Annotated in this window: 22 protein-coding genes and 3 pseudogenes; 6 read left to right on the top strand and 19 right to left on the bottom strand. The window is 47.5% G+C overall.

Features of this window, described 5'->3' with window-relative positions; all coding sequences use genetic code 11:
- Positions 1–97 precede the first annotated feature (97 nt).
- Positions 98–860, top strand: a pseudogene (locus SK3146_RS24220) (IS5 family transposase).
- Positions 861–913: 53 nt separating this feature from the next.
- On the opposite strand, the pseudogene SK3146_RS24215 reads toward SK3146_RS24220, so the two are convergent.
- A pseudogene (locus SK3146_RS24215) lies at positions 914–1,582 on the bottom strand (IS4 family transposase); the annotation flags it as partial.
- A 568-nt stretch (positions 1,583–2,150) separates the two neighbouring features.
- On the opposite strand from SK3146_RS24215, the gene SK3146_RS24210 reads away from it, so the two are divergent.
- Both SK3146_RS24210 and SK3146_RS24205 read left to right on the top strand, forming a co-directional pair.
- Entirely contained in the window at positions 2,151–2,987 is an 837-nt protein-coding gene (locus SK3146_RS24210; RefSeq protein ID WP_249861171.1) for a hypothetical protein, read from the top strand.
- A gap of 539 nt (positions 2,988–3,526) precedes the next feature.
- Positions 3,527–3,697 carry a hypothetical protein gene (locus SK3146_RS24205; protein WP_249861170.1) on the top strand — a complete coding sequence of 57 codons (171 nt, stop codon included), beginning with the start codon at positions 3,527–3,529 and terminating at the stop codon, positions 3,695–3,697.
- Between the two features lie 275 nt (positions 3,698–3,972).
- On the opposite strand, the gene SK3146_RS24200 is transcribed toward SK3146_RS24205, so the two are convergent.
- Complete coding sequence (locus tag SK3146_RS24200) at positions 3,973–4,152, bottom strand: hypothetical protein (RefSeq protein ID WP_249861169.1); 180 nt, start codon at positions 4,150–4,152, stop codon at positions 3,973–3,975.
- A gap of 145 nt (positions 4,153–4,297) precedes the next feature.
- Positions 4,298–4,423: pseudogene (locus SK3146_RS24195) on the bottom strand (helix-turn-helix domain-containing protein); the annotation flags it as partial.
- Between the two features lie 234 nt (positions 4,424–4,657).
- On the opposite strand from SK3146_RS24195, the gene SK3146_RS24190 reads away from it, so the two are divergent.
- Both SK3146_RS24190 and SK3146_RS24185 read left to right on the top strand, forming a co-directional pair.
- On the top strand, positions 4,658–5,023 hold the full coding sequence (locus tag SK3146_RS24190) for a RidA family protein (RefSeq protein WP_249861168.1): 366 nt from the start codon (positions 4,658–4,660) through the stop codon (positions 5,021–5,023).
- A gap of 87 nt (positions 5,024–5,110) precedes the next feature.
- The gene (locus tag SK3146_RS24185; protein ID WP_249866418.1) at positions 5,111–5,584 is read left to right on the top strand and encodes a DinB family protein; all 474 of its coding nucleotides are present in this window, start codon (positions 5,111–5,113) and stop codon (positions 5,582–5,584) included.
- Positions 5,585–6,172: 588 nt separating this feature from the next.
- Here SK3146_RS24185 and SK3146_RS24180 read toward each other — a convergent pair.
- The 3 genes from SK3146_RS24180 to SK3146_RS24170 form a co-directional block, all read right to left on the bottom strand.
- Positions 6,173–6,466 (bottom strand): hypothetical protein, encoded by a 294-nt coding sequence (locus SK3146_RS24180; RefSeq protein WP_249861167.1) that lies wholly within the window; start codon positions 6,464–6,466, stop codon positions 6,173–6,175.
- Positions 6,467–6,486: 20 nt separating this feature from the next.
- The gene (locus SK3146_RS24175) at positions 6,487–7,020 is read right to left on the bottom strand and encodes a restriction endonuclease (protein WP_249861166.1); all 534 of its coding nucleotides are present in this window, start codon (positions 7,018–7,020) and stop codon (positions 6,487–6,489) included.
- Positions 7,021–7,152: 132 nt separating this feature from the next.
- Positions 7,153–7,611, bottom strand: a complete 459-nt coding sequence (locus SK3146_RS24170) for a hypothetical protein (protein ID WP_249861165.1) — start codon at positions 7,609–7,611, stop codon at positions 7,153–7,155.
- 192 nt (positions 7,612–7,803) lie between these two features.
- Here SK3146_RS24170 and SK3146_RS35345 point away from each other — a divergent pair, with 192 nt between their 5' ends.
- Positions 7,804–8,136 (top strand): helix-turn-helix domain-containing protein, encoded by a 333-nt coding sequence (locus SK3146_RS35345; protein ID WP_249861164.1) that lies wholly within the window; start codon positions 7,804–7,806, stop codon positions 8,134–8,136.
- Positions 8,137–8,742: 606 nt separating this feature from the next.
- Here the strand turns inward: SK3146_RS35345 and SK3146_RS24160 are convergent.
- From SK3146_RS24160 to tnpA, 13 genes are all read right to left on the bottom strand, one after another.
- Positions 8,743–9,987: a hypothetical protein gene (locus SK3146_RS24160; protein WP_249861163.1), complete on the bottom strand. Its 1,245-nt coding sequence runs from the start codon at positions 9,985–9,987 to the stop codon at positions 8,743–8,745.
- Between the two features lie 162 nt (positions 9,988–10,149).
- The gene (locus SK3146_RS24155) at positions 10,150–11,001 is read right to left on the bottom strand and encodes a hypothetical protein (RefSeq protein ID WP_249861162.1); all 852 of its coding nucleotides are present in this window, start codon (positions 10,999–11,001) and stop codon (positions 10,150–10,152) included.
- 770 nt (positions 11,002–11,771) lie between these two features.
- Positions 11,772–12,635 (bottom strand): ribokinase, encoded by an 864-nt coding sequence (gene rbsK, locus SK3146_RS24150; protein WP_249861161.1) that lies wholly within the window; start codon positions 12,633–12,635, stop codon positions 11,772–11,774.
- A gap of 280 nt (positions 12,636–12,915) precedes the next feature.
- A complete protein-coding gene (locus tag SK3146_RS24145; protein ID WP_249861160.1) occupies positions 12,916–15,021 on the bottom strand; it encodes an ADP-ribosylglycohydrolase family protein in 2,106 nt (701 codons plus the stop codon).
- 16 nt (positions 15,022–15,037) lie between these two features.
- The gene (locus tag SK3146_RS24140; protein ID WP_249861159.1) at positions 15,038–16,198 is read right to left on the bottom strand and encodes an ADP-ribosylglycohydrolase family protein; all 1,161 of its coding nucleotides are present in this window, start codon (positions 16,196–16,198) and stop codon (positions 15,038–15,040) included.
- Between the two features lie 116 nt (positions 16,199–16,314).
- Positions 16,315–17,769: an extracellular solute-binding protein gene (locus SK3146_RS24135; RefSeq protein ID WP_249861158.1), complete on the bottom strand. Its 1,455-nt coding sequence runs from the start codon at positions 17,767–17,769 to the stop codon at positions 16,315–16,317.
- A gap of 33 nt (positions 17,770–17,802) precedes the next feature.
- The gene (locus SK3146_RS24130) at positions 17,803–18,687 is read right to left on the bottom strand and encodes a carbohydrate ABC transporter permease (RefSeq protein ID WP_249861157.1); all 885 of its coding nucleotides are present in this window, start codon (positions 18,685–18,687) and stop codon (positions 17,803–17,805) included.
- Positions 18,688–18,702: 15 nt separating this feature from the next.
- On the bottom strand, positions 18,703–19,587 hold the full coding sequence (locus SK3146_RS24125; protein ID WP_249861156.1) for an ABC transporter permease: 885 nt from the start codon (positions 19,585–19,587) through the stop codon (positions 18,703–18,705).
- Between the two features lie 171 nt (positions 19,588–19,758).
- Positions 19,759–20,661 carry an AraC family transcriptional regulator gene (locus SK3146_RS24120; protein ID WP_249861155.1) on the bottom strand — a complete coding sequence of 301 codons (903 nt, stop codon included), beginning with the start codon at positions 20,659–20,661 and terminating at the stop codon, positions 19,759–19,761.
- Positions 20,658–20,969, bottom strand: coding sequence for a DUF4387 domain-containing protein (locus SK3146_RS24115; RefSeq protein ID WP_249861154.1), 312 nt, complete (start codon positions 20,967–20,969; stop codon positions 20,658–20,660). The genes SK3146_RS24120 and SK3146_RS24115 overlap by 4 nt, the downstream gene beginning before the upstream one ends.
- Positions 20,966–22,339, bottom strand: a complete 1,374-nt coding sequence (locus SK3146_RS24110; protein WP_249861153.1) for an acyclic terpene utilization AtuA family protein — start codon at positions 22,337–22,339, stop codon at positions 20,966–20,968. The genes SK3146_RS24115 and SK3146_RS24110 overlap by 4 nt, the downstream gene beginning before the upstream one ends.
- Positions 22,340–22,484: 145 nt before the next feature.
- Positions 22,485–23,189 carry a FadR/GntR family transcriptional regulator gene (locus SK3146_RS24105; RefSeq protein ID WP_249861152.1) on the bottom strand — a complete coding sequence of 235 codons (705 nt, stop codon included), beginning with the start codon at positions 23,187–23,189 and terminating at the stop codon, positions 22,485–22,487.
- Positions 23,190–23,496: 307 nt separating this feature from the next.
- Complete coding sequence (tnpA, locus tag SK3146_RS24100; protein ID WP_249860177.1) at positions 23,497–23,967, bottom strand: IS200/IS605 family transposase; 471 nt, start codon at positions 23,965–23,967, stop codon at positions 23,497–23,499.
- Positions 23,968–24,212 lie beyond the last annotated feature (245 nt).

Below are 24,212 nucleotides of genomic sequence, written 5' to 3'. Positions count from 1 at the left end.
CAGAAAGAACTCTTTAATTTTGTTTCTCAGACTAAGTTATTTATTAGAGTCTGTCTTCAAACTATTAATCAAGTAAAAATAATGGTAGAATCAGGGTATGAGAAGACGATACGAAATACACGACGAACAATGGGAAATAATTAAAGACTTGCTGCCCTCCGAGCGAAAAAAGCAAGGCGGAAGGCCAGCAAAAGACAATCGGACGATGTTGAATGCCATGCTGTGGATTGCAAGAACCGGCGCGCCTTGGCGCGATTTACCGGAGTATTATGGTTCCTGGAAAACCGTATACACCCGATTTCGCCGCTGGCAAATGTCTGGTGTGTGGGAGCAGATTTTAGAGCATGTTTCGATAGAACCCGACTTCGAGAATGTGATGATCGATGCAACCATCGTTCGCGTTCATCAGCATGGAGCCGGGGCAAAATGGGGCTGCAATTTCAAGCCATCGGGCGATCCAGAGGCGGACTCACGACCAAGATCCACGCCATCGTAGACGCACTGGGTAACCCTTTGCGTTTTGAACTCTCCGGCGGACAAAGTCATGATTGTATGACGGGCTACGAAATGCTGAAGTCCATGGAACTTACCGGAACCAATGTCTTGGCGGATCGAGGATACGATACGAATGCAATCCTTGATCTTCTACAGGGTCAACAAGCCAATCCCGTGATTCCCAGTCGCAATCTCGCCGTGTTCAGCGAGATTGCGACTGGTGGCTTTACAAAGAACGCCACGGGGTAGAATGTTTTTTTAATAAAATTAAGCATTATCGTCGCATTGCTACACGGATTGAGAAATTAGCCTGTACGTTCAAGGCTTTTTTGACATTAGTTTCGATTATGATATGGATGGCTTAAGTTTGAAGACAGGCTCTAATGAACTATCCCTTATTAACTCAACTTTCGCAGCTTTAAAAAGTCAGATAAGCACTGATATAGCTGGGCAAACCGGCAATAAATTGTTGGAGTTGACTATTGATCAGTTTTTTGATTTTCTTCCCCGCCTTTGTTGCGATTTCGGTGATCAATCCGAGTAATTGTTGGAGGGCCACGGTCCAATCCAAAGTGCCGACTTCATCACAAAGCTCAAAAAATAAGCCGCCCAAGGAACGCTGATCGGTACTTTGTCGGTGCTGCCATGCGAGCACAATATAGCGAGTAAAAACAATGGTTGTGTGGCTGACAAGCAAGTCATAAGAGCGTCCTTGGAACCCCTTCTGCAGACGCAATAATGATTTGGTGCACTTAAAGAAGACCTCGATGTCCCAACGCATTTTGTAAATGCGAATGACCTCTTGAGGCGTTAGCGTCAGATCGGTGGAGAGAATGGCCAGCCACTCGTTCTTTTTGGAACGATGACGAACAAACACCACCATAACTGGAATGCCCGGTACGAGGTGTGTCCGGATACAACGCAGAATGGTAGCATTCTTCCCTTCTACCCGCGGTGCTGCGGTGTACAACGCTTTAAGATCAACGCGCTTTCCATCCACCAGATAGCGCTTGTTGTCGTTTTTCACCATACCGATAACATGCAGCCCACGGCTTACGATTTCTTGAATGAGTGGAGCATGACGATATGTCACCGCCTTCCCTCCGCCGACATTACTCGGTTTCATCGGTAGTACGCGGTGATCCGACTCCCTGTCCATCATTTGGCTTCCTCCCTTTTGATCGGTTGTTTGCCATACTTCTCTTGTGAAGAATGGACAGGGTCTCCCAAGTTGCTGTGAAGTCATTGTATAGCATGCCTAGCTCTTCGACCCCGGGAGAGCTCATTCATCCTCGCCCTTAACGCATGAATGAGTATTGTCTTCCGTACTTTCGAAAACGTCGACCTCTCCGGTTTACTCTTTTCGAGGCTCAGTCACTTTTAGGCCTACTACCTGGCTGTCTACGCTTAACGTCTGAAATTACTTCCAGCCGTCCAAGACTCGCTATTGGTGGCTTGGCTTTGCCTTTCCAAGCAGGATTCCCACCTGCTAAACTTCACAACCTAGGCTTGGTCGCACCGAAAGTTGAGTTTTGAAGAGATAAATGTACAATTGCTGCCTGTTCATTAAACTATCGTTATCCGTTAGTGCCTTGCAACAACTGACCCTGCCATAAATGTTCTTAAAAATTTTTTTAGGAAAATGGACAGCCAAGATGAATATTGCAAACATCTATACAAAGCTTGCTAGAATAGTTAAAATCAAACGAAGGGGCGTTGCTTCTACGTTTTTGACTTTTAAAAAATTTTATAGGGTGAAGACAATGATAAAAAGAACTCTCTTATGTTTCGCATTTTTAGGCTGTTTAACAGCTTGTAATAATGGTCATGCTGTCAGCTTATCGAATAATAGGTCTCCTGACCTCGAAGTGAAACAAACGGAGGCCGTAAAGTCCGATAATCTTGGCGTTTCAAATCATGTAAATAATGAAAAAACAACTTCATTAATTCCAACTGGTTGGCACATATTAGTGAACAGAGAGCAGCCTGTAAAAGCTACAGGCGATCTGAATAATGATGGTATTCAGGATGTCGCCATGGTTATCGAGAAAACTGTAAAAAGCGAGAAAGCACCTCCCCGATCATTACTAATTGCCTTTGGGAACAAAGATAGCACATTCTCACTTTCAATAATTGCGAAAAACGTAGTTCTTCCTGCAGATGCAGGCGGAGTGTTTGGAGATCCATTTGATAGCCTTACTATAGATCGAGGGTCCGTGGTAGTTAGTGACTTCGGAGGTAGCAGCAGCAAGTGGTATAACCGATATCGATTTAGATTTCAAGATAATGATTGGTATCTAATTGGCGCAACAATGGGTTCGTCATTTCCAGTTAAAAATGAAATGGGTAACGATGAAGACGACTATAATTTGCTTACAGGGGATTTTATTAGTAAAAGAACAATTGAAAATGGGGAAGTAAAGATTACAAAAGGGAATAGGGGGAAGAAAAAACTTGTCAAATTAAAGGAATTTGATATTGGCCAAATGTAAAGCTGGTTTTATCAAAAAAAGTCAAGAGCGCCGAAACAGCGAAAAACTGCCGCAACCCACGGCAGTTTCCTTTTGACAAATATTCTTTTGCATTGTTCTCACATTGGGGTTAGCGGGGAACATAAAAAATCATATTTTACGTTTTCTAATGAGTATGAATCCAATATTAATCAGACTGCTCAAAATAAAAGCCAATGTATAAAGAAACAAGAAGACGAGAACATTCAAAGCATCCGTATACACAAAAAAAGACACAGCGGATGAAATGACGTATAACACAAACCCTACACCCAGAGATTGAAATATTAAAATTTTTTTAGAAACCTTGCTTACCCTAAAGATCACAAAGCATATTGGAAGAACAAGTGTAAAAAACAACAGACTCATATTGATGAAACCCTCTAGATCAATTGGAAAAACCCCCTCTGTTATTGTTAGTTATGACAGTATTTACGACGAGTGGAAGGCTGGGGCAATAACAGCTACAGCTGCGATGAAGAAATTGAATATGAAGCATAGGACGTTTTATAGGCGTGTCAATGAATACGAAAGCGATCGTCTTTGTTGAAACGAACTTCCATTCACCGTTTCTTGAGGACGATAAACACTACATTGACCAGGCTGGCAATGATGAACGCGATGGCGTAAATAACCCAATATACCAAAATATTGAGCGCATCGGAGGAAGAGAAAAAAGCGACTGCACATGAAACAAGCAATAATCCTAAACCTACGCCCATCGATTGCACTATTAAAGCAGTGCGAGTAACCGGCCTTCTCACGTTTACGATCGTAAAACCGATAGACACCACAAGCAGCACCAGCATACCATACTCAAATTAATGTAAGCTTCCGTATCGACGTCGATGATCCGATGTTTGTTCTGTGCCCCGTAGATCAGAGCGTGTGTACGCTTCCTCCCACAACGAATATTGCGCGCTGCCCTTGCCCTGCAATCGGGACAGCCAGACTCGTTCCGCGACCGCTACGTGCCGAACAGCTTCAGAAGTTCCTTGTTCTTCGTCTCACTCTTCTCGAGCGCGTCCAAGATGCGTCCGTCCGCCCAGTTCATGTGGTCCATCATGCGCTTGACCGTCTTCATTTCGGTTTCCCCTCTTCGTCTCATCGATCCTTTGAACCTACTGTTATCCTTTAGTTTAATCATTTGAATGAACTAAAACAATCTTTTTTGGGGCGAATTCCGTGTGATTTAAACGCAGCCCAGTTCATGTTCCTCCCCCACTTCTATGGAACCTGATAATACGAAAAAGAACCCTCCGACTCTCGAAAATGTATTAGGCATGGGCTAGTTAATGACTAGCGACCGCATGTTCATCGGTTTCATTCAAATGAATGCTCATGCCAAGGGCGATCGCTACCTTGATCAAGGTGTCTATTCTAGGAATTTGCGAACTGTTTTCAAGCCGTGCAACCTGTGCTTGGGAAAGTCCAGCCCTTTGGGCAAGTTCATTTTGGGTTAATCCAAGTAATTTTCTGCCTTTGGACTTTTTATAATCTCATGATTATTTAGATGAAGCAGCGCCAAGTGGGGATTAGCTAACGGCATTGAACTATATGGGAATGTATGGTATTATCACGAAATAGGAACACACGTTCCTGAACTTTTATATTTTCATTGCAATGGCTCTTTATTTGAAGGAGGAAATTGTATGAGGGAAATTGTAAGAAGTGATATTAAAGAAGATTGGGTGCATTCTGGAATTGTTGAAGCCGGTGATTTTGCATTCATTAATTACTGTGTTGGAAATATGGGTCAATCTATTGAGAATCAGATCAACGGTGCATTTGACCATTTAGAGAAGCGATTAGAATCAATCGGTTTAACTTTAGAATCAGTCGTTAAGATTGACTGTATGTTTAGAGATATTTGGAATATACCTGTGATGGAAAAGGTAATCAAAAATAGATTTAATGGTAAATACCCTGCCCGAAAATCAATACAAACAGAATTTGCACATCGTGGCGGTGAAGATGGACTTCAATTCCAACTTGATGCCATAGCATTTAAAGGTTAGTCTCACAATTAAACAGGCGCACTGAAATATTCATCTCAATAGCCCTTTATTCAATGGCTAAGTAACTTGGAGGAATTTAATGTGGCAATGATTACTGATGCTTCTAATGACTTAGAAAGATTGACCTTTTTTATTTCTAATTTAATCCCTTACTCCGATGATGTTCTTCGCAAACAAATAGTTGGTAAGTGGTCGATTCAGGACATTATCAGTCATATTATGGGTTGGGACAAAAACTTTATTACGACACTTGATCGGATTATAAACAATGAAGAAGTAAAGCTTGAAGAACATCATGATGTACAGGCATTTAACGAAGCATCCGTTACTTTCGGTAGAAATATAGAACCACATGATTTGCTACAGGAAGCTATTTCCCAACGTAGACAATTGGTATTAAAACTCAATATGGTTTCTGAAACGGCATTTATCAGACAATTCCATAATAGTGCGTATACGTTGGAAACCTTTTTACGAGAAATGTTTATTGGTCATGACAAGCATCACCAAGAACAAATACTGAGACACCTTCAAACGGTTACCCTTAATAATCAACAATAATAGAAAAACATAGCCTATTCAATTACTGAGATAAAAAGACTTTGCGGGTGGTGTCACGTTCGCTGGTACTGCCCCGTTTTGCTGTCTCTCTCCCCCTCAAGAAGGTATCTGGAATAAAATGTAGAAATAATTTTTAGAAGGCAATTGTTCGACGATTATAATCTAGTACAGAATTAAACGGAGGGATATTTTGAGTAAAAGAAAATTACTAGTGTTTATTTTTACTATTATTATTATCTTATTGAATTTACTCGCATTCTTCAGATGGGACTATACTAACATTAAAGATGAAATGAGATATAAAACAGATCTATGGACCAATAAAGTTTGGGTTGAATTTTATCCGCCTCTCGCGGATGCATCATCTCCAATGGAGTTCCCAGTAACAAATGCTCCTAAATTTGATTCGTACGATCAGTTAGAGACCTACGTAAAAAAAATCGCAATTTCCGGACTTTTAGTAAGCAACTGGGTTGAAAGAATGAATTTAACTAACTTGTATTATGGATGTAACCTATTTTCAATACTTATACTAATAATATTAATAATAAGAAGAAAAAAGATCCTTTAAAGTTTTTATTTCCAATTCTAACATGTTACACAAGTGTTAGAATCAGTAGCAGCGGTATATCCTTTGGAATCGGAGAAATCCTCCACATTTGTAACCGCGGCTTTCTTACGTTGAGCCATCCATATTACAAAACCGACACGTAACAACAAAGCGGCAATTACGATAATTATGGCATAGTTTAACTCAGGGACATTTATCGGAGTGTGCATAATGTTGTTTTCCAAGACCCATACAAACACTTTAAACATCATTAAAAGTCCAAGAAAACGAACTAATAATATCGGGATCGATTGCTTCTTCCTTCTAGCCATTCTTCTACCTCCAAATATTTTTAGGAAACTCCTTTTTTCGCCTTCCATCTCTTAAGACGGTCATCCAACATCAATCCATTGATTAATTGAATGTTCAGCTTATCCGCGGCTTCCTTGGCGGCTCTTGTAAAATTGCTTGTGGTCACAATCCAGGCATCGTAACAGCCATGCACTTGCTTACCGGATTTTAATCTAAGCACAATGTCATTGCCCACATCTTGCTTCCAGCGCTTGCATTGAACGGCTATTTTGTAACCTTCTTTCCCCTTCAGGATCAAATCCACTTCGTGATCGCCTGCACCGCCAACTCTCTGCACCTGATATCCCTGATCTTTATAATACAGCTCCATTAATCTTTCAAAATCTGTTCCGGATAGCGTATGGACATTAGCTTTCAGCAACTCAGAATCCGTTAGTTTTGCTTTTGTAGTCGTTGCTACTTTCGCTTGTGAAGACTTATCGGAGCTTGGAGTCTTACGCTTGGCACCAACAATAAATATCCCTCTCAGAAAATAGGCCAATTGCCTTCCTTCAGCTCGATACGTCCGTGCCATTAGTCTCACTCCATTATGGTATTATTTATAAGCATTTCGACACAGATGTATAAATTCCTACATTTATCCAAAAAATGAAGGGAATAAAAAAGAACCCTGCCGATGGGCATGGGTCCTGAGATACAAAGGATACTAACGACCTTGATCCTCAAAGCCCCCTCCATAAACTAATAAATAAAACAACATCCTTTCATATCTCCTCAAGTCCTTCTTCTCTTCATTAATATGATTCTTCAGCATTTCCCCACGGCTAGGAACCGAGACGGTGTAATTAGGAGTAAACCGTCTGTGAATCCAACGTTTAGCCAGTTCCTCTTCTGTCAATCCTAGTAATTGTTCCTCGTACATTTGAATATCCTGCCGAGTATCGTTAATTAGATGAATTAACATCATTTTCTTGAGATCGTAGTCATTTACGTAAGCTAACAGCGAACCATACCAAATGTCTAATTCCTCATAAGCGGAGTCTGATTCTCCGTGTGGTCGGTACAAAATTACGCCGACTTCGTAGACATCTATCGTTAGCATGACATCGAAGAAATCTGAGTTTGATTCATTGGTTATGTATTTCTCAATGGCTTGTAGAGGCATCTTAGAAATGAGGTATTTCAGAAAATTTCACCTCTTTAGGAAATTAACTTCATTTTTAATAAGACACACTTTGTGTCTTTTTATATCTAAACCATACTATTTTTTGATAAACCAGTCAACATAAGAGACTTATCGTGTCATTTGTAGTTTGGATATTTCTTACTACTTATAATGTTTAGTGGAGGTGATCGCTTGTTTGGAAAACGGCTAGCAGAAATCAGAAACAAAAAAGGCATCAGTCAATACGAACTCGCGGAACACCTTAAATTCACTAGAGCTCAACTTGCTAACTATGAACAAGGAAAACGGGAGCCTGATTTTGAAACACTTATAACCCTTGCGGATTATTTCAAGGTAAGTACTGATTATTTGTTAGGTAGAGTAGATAAACCAGCCAGTAGCGCTGTTGAGGAATATAGGAATGTTCTTTTTTATCTCGGAACAAAAGAAGCATTGACTGAAGAGGAAGCTGAATTTTTAAAGGAAACTTTGGTGACGTACCGGAAGGTTAGAGGAAAGTATTAAAAGCTGGCCCATTTGGGGCCAGCTTTTTAACGTTGGGTCTGTCCAGTATTTTGTGTAAACTCTATACTAACGTAAATAATGACCTATACGGTCAGGGAAAAAGACGGAGAGTTGAAGAAGCATTTGCCCCCAATTTTGCACACGTCCTGTCCACTTACGAGTAACGTCCATTGTTGCTAAGTAAAGCATTTACCAGAGCAGGCGCGAAAATCCTCATGAGTTGCTGGAATCATGTAGAACAAAGTATGAACATTCAACTTGACAGATATGTTGACTCCAAGATACGAAGCATAAAGACTTTTGATTTATTATAATGGGGATTCCAAAGAAGACCGGAACAGGCACTTTGCTATTCTGGTCAACATTATTGAGATAGATCAGCTTAACTTGCCAAATTGATCGCAATTTGATAATAATCACTATCAACAATTTACTACATATAACGTCTCAACCACTACCAAAATTAAACAAATCCCTTATTTAGGTACCCTTTTGAAGACCTAACAGCTTCGCTTCAACCTTCAACTCAATTTTCTGCTTTACCACTATTTGTGACCGCGCTGTCTGTAACGGCAAGTTAAAAGGCACCCATTTGGGTGCCCTAAACTAAAAAACTGCATCTACGAGTTCCGGTTTCCACTTGAATACAAACTTCATATATTTATCCAGTAGGTAGAAGCGTTCTGCATTTTCTCCCCCATTATAACCAAAAACCGGGGGTAGCTTTCTTCGAATCAGTAAGTTTGGCAAATATTTCAATCCACTTGTCACCGAATGTTGTTCAATTTCGTTATGTCCCATCGTTCTCAAGCGTTGTAAAACTTCGGTGTTTCTCAAGCCTTCTTCAGGTATTTCGGTATCCCTCACCATTTTTAGAAACCACTTATATTTTTCAGTAGTACCGTCAGACCTACCACCTGCGGCTACTTCTGCTACGATCTTTCTGTAGGCAACTTCGTTATCACTTGCAATGGATTGACAAGCCCTGTCCACAAGACTTAAATCAGAGTAATGTTCTTTTATTGCTTTTGTTGACATAACATCAATTTCAAAACATATCCTCAGACAAATATCTTGCACCAATGCAGCACTGTTCATAGATTCGTTAACGATTTTCTGCACCAAGTCAGTGGAAAATCCAACATTTAACAACCCTGCACCTCTTTTTATCATTTCAGTTAATTCTGTTGGAGAAAATGCTCCTACCGAGATCCCAATAATTCTTCCCATTAAATCTGGATTATACAATACCAAGTCTGTGTTAATTGGCTCCACACTCAACATTACAAATTGTTGCCGCTCGTCGGAATAAGCTTTCAAATCCTGGGAAAGTTGTTTCTTTACTTCTTCGCTGGCATAATGAAAATCTTCAAGGACCACAACTTTACGACTCGGTTTTAAGTATTTTATAACCAAATTTGACCCAATTACAGGATGGGCAACCGGTGCCTCTCTTTCATTATTGGTTCGATTTGTTTGAATAGACGCTCGTAACTTGGCACTAAACAATGCCGAAACTTTGGCCTGGAGCTCTCCTAATAGTGTAGCTGTAATACCAGTAGCTTGGCCTTTTTCAGTTGTGTAAAAGGCCTGCAGTTCGGACAAGATTTCAGAATAAATATCATCTACTGTTTTGTTAGAGTTAACAGGAATCTTGATAATATCATCTTCAGAGAAATGTTTCCTCCAAAGATTGCTTTTCCCCATTTTTGAGCCTCCGTATATCAGTATTTGCTTAGCCTTATTTACTTTTCCCAACCTCATTTCACGCTCGATATGATCGCGAGAAATGTATGTATGTTCTGGGAACCCTACTGATACAAACACATCCCCAACATTGTATATCTCCATATTAACCCCCTACTATTTTCTTTACAGTAATTATATTAGCTATATCCTTAATTAGTAAATAAGTCGTAAAATACCTGTCATTTGTGATAGTTTTCTCCGTACTGTCTGTAGCGGTAGGTTTAAGGCCATCCATAAACGAATGGCCCATTTGATAAAGTATTATCATGCAGATTGACTGTGAATGAATACAGCAAGGTATTGATAATCGATATAAAAATGATTGCTCCGATTAACTACCATTGCATACTGCCCATTGCGACGCTCAATTAAACCTACGCCTGAAAATAAACAGTCTTGGCCTTTCTGCACTAGAAACTTGAGAGATTCAAAGAAGCCGGGGAAATTGACAGGTGCGTCATCAAAGAAAAATTCTTCGAAATATACTCTAAAGCTATTGTCCCCATCTTTTAACTCTAAGACAGCCCTTTTGTCACCTGTTTCGACGCTTTGAATAAAGTTTTCGAGACTTCGCGTCCAACCCAAATCATCGTCCGTTAAATTAATAAGCGATCTATTTCTAACAGACGGCTCCTTAATATTGTCTTCTCCACTGGCCAAATCCGCATCCGGCCCTGTTGTTGGAACAATATTAAGGGTAGGATTTTCACCAGAACCAGGATCAACTTTGGGGCGTGGTCTTTTCTTAGTACCCGGTTTAGTATTATTAGTACCCGTTTCTTGCTCATTTCTTTTTCTCTTCAGATTGTCAAGAACATTTTTAATATGTTTATCGCTTAAAGCCATTGTTGAAGTTGCAATAAATTTTTGTCTGCTTGCTGAGGCCACCCGCTCAAAGTAATCAATACAATCTTTGATGTGATTATCTTTTGGCCAGGTTTTAAAATGCGCCCTCACTTTTCCTTTTGGAACATACGAGAGCCTTGCATTGCATCCTCCATAGGTACAATATAGGTTATTCTTTACGTCGGCATAGTTCTCATGTTGCTCAATATTATTAACTGTAACTTGTTCCTCGTGGTCTTCTTTTCTGTAAATAGCCTCATAAATTGGCATACAATCTATCCTTCCCATTTCATTTAGGACAGGAAGAATTTCCGTTATGTATGTAACCCCCTAACCTGCTTGCCACTCCAACAAAATCCGCCCCATCTATTTCAAGAACAAAAAAGCGAACATATAATGAACTTTTTCGTCACATTTCCTTTTCTTCTTGCCTATCAATCTAGCATCTGGTACTATATAAACATCGTAAACGGAAGCGGAAAAGCTATTGGTAGATTTCGATGTCCCCACATCGAAAGGACTACTGAGTGGACAATCGGAAAACTTTGTCCCAATACTATTGTATTATTTTTCTATGTCAAAAGTCAAAAAGGTCAAAGTCGCTATATGGCGATTTTGGCCTTTTTTCGTCCATTTTCCCCGAAATTCAGACTTTATTCTCCCTTTCTTTTCAGTTTTCTTACTAGCACTCCTTTTTATCGAGTGCTAGTAATTGTATTTGAAAATGAACTCTTATATATATTATTATACAGCCACCCCCCCCCCCCGCAAACGAGCTTTTTTGCAGGGTGTGGCTCAGGGCAAACCCCTCCACTCAAAACCTTACACACACCTTTTTTGGCGGGTCCATAACAAAAAACTTGCCGTTACTTATGATACGGTTCACCACCCCAGTTAATCTTAAAGAAGCAAGTTTCATATGCAAGCTGCATTTGTTCAATTTTTCTTCAAATATTCAAATAAAAAACTTCCAACCTCCAGCCACAAACCACAAAAAGCCATCCCTCAAAAACAAAGGATGGCTTCCCCACTCTCCTCAACTACCCCAAAATCTCCCGGGCCCCAGGAATCGCCTCCTGGGCCCCTAACCGCGTCACCGCGATAGCCGAAGCCTTTTGCGCCAGGTCGACCGCTTCGTCCATACTCTTGCCCGCGATAATCATCGCGGCCAGCGTGCCGGAGAAGGTATCGCCCGCCGCGGTGGTGTCAACAGCTGCCACCTTGCGAGCTTCCTTATACACATTCTCGGTCCCGTTGAAGTACACGATCCCCTTCTCGCCCAGCGTGATGAGGGGATAACGAATCCCTTTATCCCGTAAAATATTCAGAGCCTTAAACGCATCTTCCGTGCTCCGAATCTCCACATTGGTGTACAAGCGGCATTCGATTTCATTCGGCGTGAAGTAGTCCACGCCTTGCAGAATCTCGCCGTCAAGCGGCACAGCTGGTGCCGGATTCAAAAATATCGGCACGTTGCCTTTCAGCATACGGACCGCTTCATACACGGTCTCCAGCGGAATCTCCAGCTGCAGCATGACGGCGGCGGCGGAGAGAAGCTGCTGCTTGTAGCCGCGGATGTAATCCGGCGTGACACGCTGATTGGCGGCGCCGTCCAGGATGATGCTGTTGTTGCCGTTGCAGACGGTGATCGCGGCGACGCCTGTCGTGACGTTCGGCTCACGCGTCAAGTAATCGGTGCGGACGCCGTAGCCCGAGAGGCCGTCCAGCAGAGACTGGCCGAAGAGGTCGTCGCCGACCTTGCCCATGAACCAGGTGTCGGCGCCCATCTTGGCGCAGGCGACGGCCTGGTTGGCTCCCTTGCCGCCGGGAGAGAGGAAGAAGCCCTCTCCCTGCATCGTCTCGCCGATCTCCGGGATACGGCTCGTACGCATAACCATATCCATATTGGCGCTGCCAAGGACAATGATGTTCCCCATTGGTTTCCTACCCCATTTTTTAGGAGTTTGTTGGACGAACTGGGTTCGTCGTGAGTTTTCATTCATCTGTATAACAGAGGAAAGGGAATTGCCACGGAAAGTCTACGGCCGCCTTTGAAATCAAGGTTGTAACCATTAAATCAATTATTAACAACTTGAATTTCAATAGCGGTGAAGTGGCAATCCCTATCCGTCGTATACGTCTTATGAATGAAAACTCACTCTGCTTATTGGGTCCAACAAACTGCTAGTTCTCTCTCACTCGAATATCGCTATAATAAGCTCTCGCCACGCCGAGCGTGCTTACGCCGTACATGCCGTAACCCCATGTATCGTCGGTATGCGTCAGCACTTGCTCGCCATTTACGCTGAGCGTAATCGTATTCCCCTGCGCGGTTACCTTCACATCATACTCCTGATTTAACCGCCAAGCATAGCTGGCCGAGGCGAGCTTCTTGAAGCCGAAGTCGTTGATATAGATCGCGACTTGATCCTTGCCGTCGAAGCCCGCGTGGTAGCCGCGCATAGCGCCCTGGGCGCGGATGGCAACCAGATGCGAGTCGCCGATCTGCGGGTTGATCTTCACGGACACGGAGTAATCCCGTGCGAAGTAGCTGCCTGTATACGCCTCGCTAGGCTCGGCGGTCATCAGGTACATGGTGCCGTCGACCAGGCTCCAAGCGCCGTGGTTGTGGGCGAACGGCGTTACGCAGCCGAAGTCCACGGATTGCTTGCCGAAGTCGATGCGGTAGTCCGCCGGGCCGTAGATGCGGAACTCGTCGATGAAGATGCGGCCGAGGCTCTTCGGCTTGCGGGTCGAATAGGCTTCGAGCACGATACCGACTTCGTCGATCAGCTCGCCTTCGGAATCCGGGATGTCGAACTCGACATGAATCCATTCTTGATTGACGAGCTTGATATATCCTTGAACAAGCTCCTTCTTGCTCTTGGCCAAGCGGACGTAAGGAGCGATGCCCATCGTTTCGTTGCCGCTCCATTGGTCGAGGTAGATGTTCATCGACACTTTCTGGCCGGAATAAGCGCGCGGCGCGAAGGTCGGCGAGTAGCGCTCGTCGCTGAAGTCGTCGCGGGTGTAGAACGGCTTATAGAATACTTTGGATTTCTCCCCGCGGACCATCCGGTCGAAGACCACTTCGAGGGAGCCGGTTCCCTGGAACGCTTTTTCCGTAGAATGGCGCGCTTGGCAGAAGAACGGATCGGACACGCGAATATTATGCGTCGAACCCGGCAGCTCGAAGTCGAAGTAGACTTCGTTCTCCTTGAAGCTGTCCAGAAGCGCCTGCGGGCAAGGCTCCTTCGCCAGGCGGTAGCCAAGAATGGCGAGTTCCTTGGCATAGCTCGGAATGTCCAGTATGTTGAGATAGCCGGAAATCCCCGACATGACGATGGAGTCGTTGATTGGCTTGCGGTATTTGTCCGCGATGCCTTCCAGTCCGGCAGCGACGCCGAGCACGGTGCCGACGTTGCCTGCGTTGCAGTCGGTATCCCAGCCGCACATAGTTGCGATCTCGACGGTGCGGTTGAAGTCGCCTTGGCCGTAGATCATCGCGAGGACGCAGACGCCTGCGTTCGGGATGATATGGCAGACGCCTTTGTATTTATCGTAGCCCCAGTCTCTTTCCAGCATATCCCGGCAGGCGCGGAAGTCGTTCGGATGCTCGGCGTGGAACGCCAGCACAGCTCTGGCCACCTGCGCATAGAGCGAATCCGTGGGAATCTGCGCAAGACCCGCTTCAATAATCTCGTTAATATCCGAGGTCAAGAACGCCTGGGCAATCGCCGCGCAGAAGAACCTCGCGCCCAGCACGCCTTCGCCGTCATGGGAGACGCGGGCCGCGGCTTCGCCGAAGTCGGCGGCCTTCTTAGGGTTGCCCGGGTTCACAAGCCCCCACGTGTCGATAAAAATTTGCCCGCCGATCTGCTCGGCGATGATCAGCCCGTTCTGCTCGATGGAGCCGGATTGCGGCGCCGGGATGCCGTTCTTGAGGTTAATGAAGGAGGTATGCTCGGTGCTGACGCCGTAGCCGCCCCACCAGAACATGCCGACGCCTTCGCGGGCATAGTTGAGCCATGCGCGAGCGACATCGTTCGGGGTCACATCGCGGTCGACGGCGTCGTCATAGAGCGCGCGCAAGAAGTAGAAGGGGCCGTTCGCGTCGTCGTCGGCCGCGAAGTTTTTGAATTCCTTGACATAATCGGTAATTTCACCGTACGTATTTTGAATGCGTTCATAAGTCCAGATGGTCGGCTCAACCGGGGCGCCCAATCGGATGCCGATATTCATGCCGAGGTAACCGGAGTATACTTTTTCCAAATAATTTGTAGGAATCATGATAAGTCCACCGCCTTTATTGTATTGAACGGAGCTGCTGCTGCCTGCGCTCGTTAAACTGCACATCTTCTTGAATGATCGCCGCAGCCGCTTCGATGAATCGGTCGCACTGCGTCTCGAAATCCTGCTTGCTCGCTTCCTCCAGCGCCGCGATCTCATCGGCCGGAATCGCCTGCACGCCCTGCATCGCTCCGAGAATCGCGCCGATCATGACGCCGATGGAGTCCGTGTCGCGTCCGGAGCTGACGCCGTCCTTGACCGCCTCCAGCAGGTCGCCGTCGTGCAGCACGATGTAGCCGAGCGCGAGCGGCAGCTCCTCGATGGAGAACAGCCGGCTCGGCGTGTAATGGTTCGACGGGACGCCGAGCTTGTCGATGCTGCGGTTGACGTCGTCGCCCATCGGCGAGTACGGGGCGATCGCCTCGTGCAGAGCCTGCACGACCTTGCTCCGCTCCCGCTTCGCCGCCCGCAGCTCCAGCGCCTTCGCGCATACTTCATGGATCGCCCGCTTCGTGCCGTCCTTCGCATAGCGAAGCGCCGTCTCCATAATATCCTCCACCGTCGCGCCCGGCTCGAAAGCCTTGGCGACGCAGGCCGCCAGCACGCCCGCCGCTTCCAGCCCATAGCTCAGCTGATGGCCGGAGGCGAACAGAATCGCTTCATCGTAAGCCGCCTTCGGATTGCAGGCATTCACGATCCCTATCGGAGCAATGTACATTGCCGCTCCGCAGTTGACCATATTGCCGTAGCCGCCTTCGCGCGGCTCGCAGTTCGCCAGCACATGGCGGTTGAAAATATGCTTCTCCGGATAAAATAACCGATCCAGGATCAACGCTTCCCGCCCGAATTCGGGAATATATCTCGGGCGGAACGCGATTTCCTTGACGAATTCATTAGCCATATCGTACGCGTCCAGATGACGTCGCTCCGTGCAGTATACATTCATCAGCGCCAGCGTCATCAGCGTATCGTCGGTGACGATGCCCTGCCCTCTCATTCTGCCGAGCCTTCCCGTCTCCGGCCAATCCGCCTTCCACCACTTGGTCTTGACCGTCTCAATCCGGCCGTATTGCTCCTTGATCTGGGCATGGGTCATTTTCTCCACGACCGCCCCCATCGCATCGCCGAAGGCGGTGCCGAAGACGACTCCTCTGACCCGGTCTGCAAAAGAAATCATGAGCCTGCTCTCCCATCCATACCGGGAGCGCGAAGCCGTCAGCTCCGCACTCCGCGGCTTTTTTTATCTGCTTCTGCCTTGCCTTGCCTTGTCGCTTCCGAGCTGCAAAACCGAATTTACTTGATCGTTTTATTCGCGTACTCGGTCATTTCCTTACCGCCTGCCGCGTTCCAATCCTGTACGAACTTATCGAAATCGGCGATCGATTTCTTGCCGGTGACGACGTTCGCGGCGAATTCCCTATACAGCGCGTTGCAGGCATCCCACTTGGCGGCGAGCTCCGCAGGGATAATGAAGCTGTTGTCTTTGGAGGACATGGACGCCATCATCTCCAGCGACTTGACAGCCGGCTCGGACAAGTACGGCGTCGACGGATCGAATGCTTTGTCAGGCTTGAAGTTCACCGTCGACTCGACGAAGCGCGCATACCATTCGGCGAATTTATCCGTCAATTTGATTTTGTTGTCCACGATATTGTACTGCTCGCCCTCAACGCCGAGCTTATCGAGCATTTGCCCTTTGGGACTGGCCAGGAACTCCAAGACGGCGAAGGCCATATCCTTGTTCTTGGACGTTGTGCCGATCGCGAAACCGCGGCTTTCCTTGCTGACGTCAACCGGCGTATAGCCTTGGGCCTTGCCCTTGGCCGGAGGCAGCGGCATAAGCTTCGCGTTCGCGCCGTTCTGGGACATCGTTTTGGTATTGTAAATATCGATAACCTTGCCCTGCGTGCCAGCAATGACGGCGGCTTGACCGTCGTAGAACGCTTTTTCCTTCGTATCCCATTTCTTGGTCAGAAACTCGGGATCGAGCAGCCCTTCTTTGTACAGCTTGGCGTAAAACTCCAGTTTGTCCTTCTCGAACGAGGTCGTTTTGCCGAAAGCGTACTTGCCGTCGGAGCCTTTGATCCACGTCGCGGTCAGACCGAACGCCTGGCCGAAGGTCGTATCGAGCTCATCCAGGGTGCCGGCCGTCGTGTAGGCGAACTTGGCGCCGTTCTTGTCCTTTACTTCCTTGAGGAAGTTATAGTAGTTGTCGATTGTCGGATTCGCGAGCAGCTCTTTGCCGGAAGCCGTTTTGTTCAGCCAATCCTCGCGAACGACCGGAACCGAATTGCTGGTCTGAGACAGCCAGACAAGATACGGATAGTTCTTCGTTCTTTCTTTGTTGTACTCATTCATGGATGCTTTGACATAGGTGGATTTCTCGATGTACGGCGTCAAGTCCTCAAGAATCTTCTGCGTCACCGCGAACTGGTAATCCCCGCCCTGGAAGTAGATCAAGTCGGGAATATTGCCGCTTTGCAGCAGCAGCCCCAGCTTCTCGGAGTAAGTGCCGCTCTGTACGGGAACGATTTGCAGCTTCACGTTTTTCCCTTCGGCCTTCATCCCTTCTTCAATGCCTTTAAGCAGCTTGTCGTCGGGGGTCAAATCTTTATCGACAATCGTAATCGTCACAGGCTTATCCGGCGTGCCCTGCCCCGCTTCGGCCGGAGCCTTCGTATTGCCGGAGCTGCAAGCGGTCGTTACCACCATCAAACCGGCTGCCATTAGGGTGAACATTTTTTTCATTTCTGTTTTCCTCCCCATTGTTCTGAATTGGAATTATTCCTTGACGCCGCCATCCATGACCCCTTTGGTGTAATATTTCAGTATGATCGGATACAGCATAAGAATCGGAACCATCGCGATAATGATTGTAGCCGCTTTCAATGACGAGAAATCGAGCTGGGCAATATTGTTGTTCTTGAGTAGATCCGCCGCGCCGACCAGGGCTGTCGTGTCGCGTTCGACGACGAATTGTCTTAAGAGCACCTGCAGCACCGTATTCTCCCGGCTGGACAAGAAGATGCTCGATTTGAAGAACTCATTCCATTTGGCAATCGCATAGAACATCCCTATCGTTAACAGCGGAATGCGCGAGAGCGGCATGACGATTCGCATGAATAAGGTCATATGCCCAGCGCCGTCGATCTTGGCCGCTTCGATCAAGGAATCCGGGATTTCCTCCAGGAACCGCATCATAATGATCAGATAATAGACGTTAATCATCCGGTACAGCACCATCGCCCATAGGCTATCCAGCAGATGCAGGTCCTTGATGACCATATATTCCTGCACGATCCCCGGCTCAAAAATCATAATGATGATCAGGAAGATCATAATCGGCGTTTTGAAGGCTAGAGTTTTGCGGGTCAGCACATAAGCGGCGATCGTCGTAAAAAAGATACTCAAGCACGTACCGACCACCGTAATAAACACCGAATTGAGCAGCGCTCTCCCGACAATCGGGTTGCTGAGCACGACTTGAAAGTTAATGAACGAGAAGCCCCTCGGCCATACTTCATATCCGTGCAGCAGATATACTTTGGCAGGATGGGATAACGCTCTCGCCAGCAGGTTCATGATCGGGACGAACATCGTCAAGGTAACGAGCGTCAGAACGAGCCCGATGAGCAATTTGGGAACGGTAAGCCTTCTTTCTAGCATGATACTTCCACCTCCTTACCATGCGCCTTTGTTCGTTAATTTCTTCGAGATAAAATGCGTGGACAGCACGAGCACGACGCCGATCAAGCTTTTGAACAGGTTGGCCGCCGTTGCGAACGAATATTGCCCGTTGATCAGACCGACGCGGTATACGTACGTATCGATAATGTCGATTTGGCTGTTGACGGAATCATTCGTGAAGTTGAGCACCTGATCCAGTCCGGCATTCATAATGAAGCCGACATTCAGGATGAAGATGGTCACCATCGGTACATACAAATGCGGCAGCACGATGCGCGTCACGATATGCCAGCGGCTGGCGCCGTCGACGTAAGCGGCCTCATACAAGCTCGGGCTGACGCCCATAATCGCGGCTAAGAAAATGATCGAGTCCCAGCCGATACTGCGCCAAGCTTCGCTTGCCAGCAGCACCCAGCGGATGCTGTCCTTGTCGGTGAGGAAATCTTTGGCCGGCATGCCGAGCGCCTTTACGAATTCATTGACTGCCCCGGTCGACGGGGACAGGAACTCGAACCAGATCCCGGCAATAACGACCCATGACAGAAAATGCGGCAAGTACGATACGACCTGCACCGCTTTGCGGAATTTCCCGTTGGCGAATTCGTTCAGCATCAAGGCGAAGCAGATCGGGATCGGGAAAATAAGGAACATTTTCATCGCGCTAATAATTAAGGTGTTCTGCAAGACATTGGCGAAAACCGGAGTGCTGAACAGCTCCTTGAAATATTTGAGACCGACGAACTCGTGATCGCCGAGAATGCGGTAATCGTAGAAGGCCAGCTTCATGCCGATAATCGGCCATACGTGGAACAGCACGAAATAGATGATGCAGGGAAGCAGCATGAGATACAATGTTTTATCTGCCCACATTCGCTTCATTCTAGTGTTCACTTGGTATTCTCACCTCTTGTCCGGTAAAATTCTAAGCTGATTGTCAAGCTGCCTTAACGCTCAACATGAAAGCGCTTATTTCCATACGTTACATTGTAATGAATTGTTGCGGATGCGTCCTCTTCAATTCGCTTTAATTCTTCTCAAAAATAGCTATCGTTACAAAGTGAGCATATATTTTCTGAATTCCTTAGGGGTCATTCCTACAATTTGTTTAAACGATCGGTAGAACGAAGCATGGCCTTGAAAGCCGCATGACAGATACACCTCGGTAATCGATACATTGGGATCGCTCAATTTCTTTTTCGACTCGTGAATGCGGACTTTGGTTAAATATTCTTTGAAGCCTTCTCCCATCGTTTCTTTAAATAAGTGATAAGCCCGGGACGTGCTCAAGGATAAGCTCGCAGCCAGATCCTTCAGCTGAATAGGTTCATCATATTGTTGGTGAATCAGCCCGAGCGCCGGCTGCAATTTCTTATAGGCCTGCAGCGAACGGGTCCACTCTTCCATCGGAATTTCTTTGGCATAATGGCGGAACAGATGAGTGCATACTTGTAATAATAATCCTCTTACCATGCTCGTGTACGCCCGCTCCTGCTCCTGCATTTCATTCCAAATGTCTCGCAGAAGCGCTCCAATCTGTACGGCCGCGGGCAGATGTCCGTCGATTTTATTCACGAAATACGGCGACTTCATAAAGAACGGGGCTAATAGCTCATTCTCCCCTCCATCGATCAAAGAGCCGTCAAATTTCAAGAAGTGAAACTGGCACGGCTTCAAGGGATCGGATTGCGCCCGATGCTGTTCCATATGACTCACAACGAACACATCGCCTGTGTTGATCTCATATCTCTTATCCTCAAAGTGAAAGAGTCCCTTCCCCTCAATGCAATATCCGACTTCAAACGAGGTGTGCCAATGAAACGGTTCCATATAAATGCTCGGCATCCAGCGTGAGATGTGAATGGGAAAGTTTTTGTTCAAGTTATAATCCCGCTTTACTATAAAACCGGATGCAGCCGCGTTCGGACGAACCGACGGATCTGCCGCCTCGTTCATAGATTCACTTCCAGTTCCATCAGCGGCGCGTGCTGCTGGGCCCCGTATACGTCGCGGTCGAGGAACGTCCCGGACGATACTTTGCGGGAGAACGTAATCTTGAACCCAAGCGCTTGGTCGAAAAACACGATATGCATAATTTGCTCTTCGGCAATGTTATATAACCGCGAGACGAGCTGTTTATTGATGAGTCCGGATTGCTTGATCTTGTTATACACGTCGGGGTCGGCGAACAAGACGTCGACCGTAATTTCGAACGGGCCGCTGTTCTTGCTGCGCAATACGGCTGCTGCGTCATATAGCTTCATGGCTTCACCTCCGTGTATTCGATGGGGAACATCTCCAGCCCGTCAGAGACGTCCATCAAGTGGTAGACGGAAAATTCGTACACCGCGCCGAACGGCACATCGCTCGGGGCAAAAGGAAACGCCAGATTGCCCGCCGTCGCCTTGCGGCCTTCATAGCCGTAATGCAGGAAGGTCGAGCGGACCGAGCTGCAGATCGCATTCGCCAGCTCCTGCGTCTTCGCCACCACCTCGAAGACGACGCCCAGCTCATGGGCGGGGGTGCGCTGCGGCTCCAATTCGCCGAGTACGCCGTTCAAGCCGTAGTTGATAAAATGAATCCGGTAATCGTCCGGCGCAATCTCGCTGTAGTAGTCCCGCACCTGCTGCTTCACCAGCTCCTCCACCTCTTCGATGCGGGCGATCAGCAGCGGGTCGCGCACGCCGGCGACGACGAACGTCCGGTAGGCGACCTTCATCGCGCCTTCCAGCTTGATCTTGTACTCCGGCGCCTTTTCGATCCGGCTGCCGGTCACTTCGACGCTGCCGTCGCCAAGCTCGGTGAACCGGCAATGCTCCAGGTTCAGCACCAGACCCGGTCCATGCAGAATGTACGGGTGATCCTTCTCGTAGAACGTGTGGGCCGCGACCGATACGGCCGTGCACCGGCGCGCTTCGCTCAGCGGCTGCACGATGAACGAATCCTTCTTCAGCGTGCCGAGCATGCTGTCTTTGGTCGTCCCCGGCTCCGCGGATAAGGCGGCGCATTCGAGGATTTTGCCGAGATGATAGGCGAGCGCCGTATCGTAGCCGTGGAACATCGCGACCGCCGCGAACGGCGACGGATCGTAAGCGCGCCCGCAGATGATAATATCCGCTCCCGCGGCGAGCGCCTCGATGATCGGCTCGTGGCCCATCTGCGCCACGATGCGGCTCGTCGCCTGCAGCCTCTCCGGCGTCAGCGGGGCGACGGACAGGCCGAGCGGCTCGCACTCGCCCGCTTGCAGCTTTGCCTCCACCACCTCGTGAGGGATGTCCGCCCAGATCGTGGCGAGCTTGACGCCGCCGATCCCCTGCTCCTGCAGAATCTCCATGATGATCGCCTGCGTCCATTCGACGTGAACCTTGGCTCCGCTGCCTCCGGCCGACCCGATGATAACCGGGATGCCCGCCTTGGCCCCTTCGGTAACGATGATCTCCAGGTCCTTCTTGCAAGCCTGCTTGCTCACAATCGCCGTGCCTGCGCCCAGCTTATGAGGCCCCGCGTCGGTTGAACCGGCGTCGACGACAATCGCGTCCGGCTTCAGTTCCATGCCTTTCATGAAGGACGCTTTAGGAAAACCGTACCCCAGCATGCCGCAGGGGGCCAGTATTTTGAATTGTTCTGTTGTCATATGCACCCTCCACTCTCCGAAGTATTTGCAACCGATTACATTCTATCTGCAAAAGAGTCGGCCTCGCTTCCTGGCGACTCAACTCGCCAAGATTTATTTATCTGGGTAATTGGATGACCCAATTAAACGATCAAAAGGATGCGCATCATCCGTTTGATCCCACTTTATTATGCATAATATTCGACTTCACTTGGCCGATATGATGCAGCAGCGCTTCCTTCGCCTTCTGAGGGTCTTTCTCTTTGATCGCCTGCAAAATCCGGAAATGCTCTTTATATACTTCCGCCTTCCGGCCGGGAATGTCCACCGTCTTCGTCGCCGTCTTCTGCAGCAGATCCATATGCAGATCGATCAGATTCACCAGCACTACATTATGCGTCGCCTTCGCGATGGATAGATGGAACGCTTGATCCGGGTTCGTCGGATCGTCCGAGTCGGTGTCGATCGTGCCCCAGCGCTCCAGAGCGTTTTCAATCTCCGCAATATCCTGCTCCGTCGCCCTTAGCGCCGCCAGCTCCACAATGCCGGTCTCGAAAATTTCCCGCGCCTCCAGCAGCTCCATAATCGTCGCCCGCTCGATATTCTCGATAATGCGCTTCTGATCTTCCGCTTTGCTCAAATTTTTGCTAAGGAACCGTCCGCCGCCAGGGCGCGTCTCGATCAGCCCTTCCCGCTCCAGTATACGGAACGCCTCCCGCAAAGTGCCGCGGCTGATGCCGAACGCCTGAGCCAGCTCTCTTTCCGTCGGCAGCACATCGCCCGGAGCCAGATTGCCTTCGAGAATGAGATTCTCGATCTGCTCAATGACATCCTCGTAGACCCGATGATATTTAATCTTCTTAATCGTCATTGTCATTAACCTTTCCGTATGTTCATGACTTATGTGTTTACGGATTTATGGGTAATTGGGTGACCCAATTGTCCGCTTCTTCATACTAATCATAAATGAGAGCGGTGTCAAGTCCATTTATGCTTAGACATGGCGAAGCTTTCACCCAAACAGCTGACCGTGTACGCCATGGCAAGTCATAACCACCGGCTTAGCCGGTGGCTTCCATCAGCCCTATAAGGGCATGGTACTAGCACGCGCCTAAGAAGGCGCACTGAAAGTCTGCCAACCGCGAGCGGTCCCGGGCTTGCCCCTCAAAGGGGCTCTTTTATTTGCCCTTTCCTACCGACTCACCCGTAAACGGGTCGAACAATTCTTTCATCGTGATTTGTTCGTAGTTCTTATCCTCTGTTAGTTGATTTCGAATGTATTCGGCTATCGCTTTCCTGTTTCGCCCTACCGTATCCACAAAATAGCCTCTGCACCAAAATTGCCGATTTCCGTATCGATACTTCAGGTTCGCAAATTTATCGAAGATCATCAGCGAACTTTTTCCCTTTAAGTACCCCATAAACTCCGATACACTCAGTTTCGGTGGAATACTCACCAACATATGGATGTGATCCGGGCACGCTTCCGCTTCGTGAATCTCCACCCCTTTGCGCTCACACAACTCCCGGATGATCTTTCCGATCTCTCTTTTTAATTTCCCATAGATGACTTGCCGTCTATATTTCGGTGCAAATACAATATGGTATTTGCAGTTCCAGCGGGTATGTGCTAGACTGCTCTTATCCATTCCCTTGTCCTCCTTGATTTGATGTTGCGGTTGGCAGACCGGCTATCATCTTATCATAAAGGTCAAGGGATTTTTACTCATAGCTATAAGCTTTCCCGAACCCCCAGTCGAACTGGGGGTTTTCTTAGACAAAAAAGGGCCGCCTCCCGGCAGCCCTTAAAAGTCCGGTGAAAAAGCGGGCGAAGTAAGCCGAGAGCAATCTGGAGAAGCTTTAGCGTTCGCCTTTGTTCCCGGATTTCCCCCGT

Source organism: Paenibacillus konkukensis, assembly GCF_023523925.1.
Taxonomy (GTDB): domain Bacteria; phylum Bacillota; class Bacilli; order Paenibacillales; family NBRC-103111; genus Paenibacillus_S; species Paenibacillus_S doosanensis.
Note: the sequence above shows the minus strand (reverse complement) of the source record. Positions and strands in the feature narration are given on the sequence as shown.